Here is a 3336-nt window from a genome sequence, read left to right as displayed (position 1 = left end):
GCCGATCAGCCCGCGACCGGCTCCAGCACGAAGACCGGGATCTGACGGTCGGTCTTGCGCTGGTAGTCGGCGTAGTCCGGGTAGGCCGCGACGGCCCGCTCCCACCACTGCGCCTTCTCGTCGCCGGTGACCTCGCGGGCCACGAAGTCGCCCTTCTCGGTGCCGTCCTGCAGTTCGAGGTGGGGGTCGGCCTTGACGTTGTGGTACCAGACCGGGTGCTTCGGGGCGCCGCCCAGCGAGGCGACGATGGCGTAGCGGCCGTCGTTCTCCACCCGCATCAGCGGCACCTTGCGCAGCTTCCCGCTCTTGGCTCCGCGCATGGTGATCAGCACGACCGGGCTGCCCTTGATGTCGACGCTCTCGGTGGTGCCCGTCTCCATGATCTTCTGGGTCTGGTCGCGGACCCAGCCTTCGGGGCTCAGCTCGAACTCACCGTCCAATGGCATGTACGCATCCAACACCGCAGGGGCGGAGGATCTTCCCTCCGCTCCCGGATCGGGTTACGGTCGGGCGGACGGGAGCTCGCAGCAGCGGGCTGAGAGGGTGGCTGGGGCGCCACCGACCGCAGGAACCTGTCCGGGTAATGCCGGCGTAGGGAGGCAACGAATGGCTCTGCCGACGGTGGGTACGACCCCTCCGCGGGTGCTCACGATCGCGGGCACGGACTCCGGGGGCGGCGCGGGTGTCGCCGCGGACCTGCGCGCGATGGCGGCGTGCGGCGTGCACGGCTGCGTGGCCGTCACCGCGGTCACCGTGCAGAACACCCTGCGGGTGAGCGACTTCCACCCCATCCCGCCGGAGACCGTCGCGGCGCAGATCGAGACCGTGGCCGGCGACATCGGCCTGGGCGCCGCGAAGACCGGCATGCTCGCCGACACACCGATCATCGAGGCGATCGTCGGCGCCTGCGACCGCGTCGGGATCGGGCGCGACGGGATCCCGCTGGTCATCGACCCGGTCGCGGCGTCCATGCACGGCGACCCGCTGCTCGCCGACTCCGCCCTCGACGCCTACCGCACCCTGCTCTTCCCCCGCGCCACGCTGGCCACCCCCAACCTCGACGAGGTCCGGCTGCTGGCCGGCGTCGACGTCCACGACCGGGCGGGCCAGTACGAGGCGGCGAAGGTGATGCACGCGTTCGGGCCGCAGTACGTGCTGGTCAAGGGCGGGCACCTGCGCGAGGACACCGACGTCTGCGTCGACCTGCTCTACGACGGACACACCTTCACCGAGCTGCCCGGGCCGCGCTTCGACACCGGCAACACCCACGGCAGCGGGGACAACATGGCCTCGGCCATCGCGTCCGCGCTCGCCCGCGGGATGGACGTCCCCGATGCGGTCGCGTTCGGCAAGCGCTACATCGTCGAGGCCGTGCGGCACTCCTACCCCCTCGGCGCGGGCCACGGACCGATCTCGCCGCTGTGGGCGGTCCGGAACTGGTGGGAGCAGTCCGCCTGAACCCCTGAGACACAACTCCACACACCGCGGGAGCTCGTGCGCGCAACGGGCTGAGAGGGCATGTGCAGCCGACCGCAGAACCTGTCCGGGTAATTCCGACGTAGGGAGAGAAGCAGCGATGACCGCTGTCATGCCGTCCGTCACCACCGGCCCCGTGCGGGGCTCGCGCAAGGCGTACGTCGACGGGCCGGACGGCCTGCGCGTCCCGGTCCGCCGGATCGCGCTGTCCACCGGCGAGCACCACGACGTCTACGACACCTCGGGCCCCTACACCGACGACGACGCCGCGATCGACGTCCACGCCGGTCTGGCCCCGCTGCGCGCGCCGTGGATCGCGGCCCGCGAGCCGGGCACGCAGCTGTCGTACGCGCGGGCCGGGGTGGTCACGCCCGAGATGCGCTTCGTCGCGATCCGCGAGGGCGTGGACGCCGAGCTGGTCCGCTCCGAGGTGGCCAGGGGCCGCGCGGTGATCCCGGCGAACCGCCGCCACCCCGAGTCGGAGCCGATGATCATCGGCAAGCGGTTCCTGGTGAAGGTCAACGCCAACATCGGCAACTCCGCGGTGACCTCCGCGATCGAGGAGGAGGTGGAGAAGATGGTGTGGGCGACGCGCTGGGGCGCCGACACCGTCATGGACCTGTCCACGGGCAAGGACATCCACGCCACCCGCGAGCGGATCCTGCGCAACTCGCCCGTGCCGATCGGCACGGTGCCGATCTACCAGGCGCTGGAGAAGGTGAACGGCGACCCGGCGCGGCTGTCGTGGGAGGTCTACCGCGACACCGTCGTCGAGCAGTGCGAGCAGGGCGTCGACTACATGACGGTGCACGCGGGCGTGCTGCTGCGCTACGTGCCGCTCACCGCGAAGCGCGTCACCGGGATCGTCTCGCGCGGCGGGTCGATCATGGCGGCCTGGTGCCTGGCCCACCACCGCGAGTCGTTCCTCTACACCCACTTCGCCGAGCTCTGCGACATCCTGCGCGCCTACGACGTCACGTTCTCCCTCGGCGACGGGCTGCGCCCCGGCTCCATCGCCGATGCCAACGACGAGGCGCAGCTCGCGGAGCTGAGGACCCTCGGCGAGCTCACGGCGATCGCGCGGTCGAAGGACGTCCAGGTGATGATCGAGGGGCCCGGGCACGTGCCGCTGCACAAGGTCGACGAGAACGTGCGGCTGGAGGAGGAGTGGTGCGGCGAGGCGCCGTTCTACACCCTCGGCCCGCTCGCCACGGACATCGCGCCCGGCTACGACCACATCACCAGCGCCATCGGCGCCGCCCGGATCGCCCAGATGGGCACCGCGATGCTCTGCTACGTGACGCCCAAGGAGCACCTGGGCCTGCCGGACCGCGACGACGTGAAGACCGGCGTGATCACGTACAAGATCGCCGCGCACGCCGCCGACCTGGCCAAGGAGCACCCCCGCGCCCAGGCCCGTGACGACGCCCTGTCCGCGGCCCGGTTCGAGTTCCGCTGGCTCGACCAGTTCCACCTGTCCCTCGACCCGGACACCGCCCTCGCCTTCCACGACGAGACCCTGCCCGCCGAGCCGGCCAAGACCGCGCACTTCTGCTCCATGTGCGGGCCGAAGTTCTGCTCGATGCGGATCAGCCAGGACGTCCGCGACTACGCCGAGGCCCACGGCCTGACGACGGTGGCGGCGATCGAGGCGGGGATGGCGGAGAAGGCGGAGGAGTTCGCGGAAAGCGGCGGGCGCCTGCACCTCCCGCTGGCCGACGCCTGAGGCCCGCCGAGATGGCAGTCAGTGCGATCCGTCGCTCGTCGGACAGCGCTGACTGCCATCTCGCCGTCGATACCGAGCCGGCTGTCGGCCCCCTGGTGAAGGCTGCGGGCGTAGTGCAGCGTGCGTACTTCCTC

3 protein-coding genes are annotated in these 3336 nt (G+C 71.2%); 2 read left to right on the top strand and 1 reads right to left on the bottom strand.

Annotation, left to right across the window (positions count from 1 at the left end; genetic code table 11):
- Positions 1 to 5 precede the first annotated feature (5 nt).
- Positions 6 to 446, bottom strand: coding sequence for a nitroreductase family deazaflavin-dependent oxidoreductase (locus FB558_RS12305; RefSeq protein WP_142051928.1), 441 nt, complete (start codon positions 444 to 446; stop codon positions 6 to 8).
- Positions 447 to 606: 160 nt separating this feature from the next.
- On the opposite strand from FB558_RS12305, the gene thiD reads away from it, so the two are divergent.
- Entirely contained in the window at positions 607 to 1458 is an 852-nt protein-coding gene (gene thiD, locus FB558_RS12300) for a bifunctional hydroxymethylpyrimidine kinase/phosphomethylpyrimidine kinase (protein ID WP_142051925.1), read from the top strand.
- 118 nt (positions 1459 to 1576) lie between these two features.
- Positions 1577 to 3202: a phosphomethylpyrimidine synthase ThiC gene (gene thiC / locus FB558_RS12295; RefSeq protein ID WP_142051922.1), complete on the top strand. Its 1626-nt coding sequence runs from the start codon at positions 1577 to 1579 to the stop codon at positions 3200 to 3202.
- Positions 3203 to 3336: the final 134 nt, after the last annotated feature.

The organism is Pseudonocardia kunmingensis (genome assembly GCF_006716445.1).
GTDB classification, from domain to species: domain Bacteria; phylum Actinomycetota; class Actinomycetes; order Mycobacteriales; family Pseudonocardiaceae; genus Pseudonocardia; species Pseudonocardia kunmingensis.
Note: the sequence above shows the minus strand (reverse complement) of the source record. Positions and strands in the feature narration are given on the sequence as shown.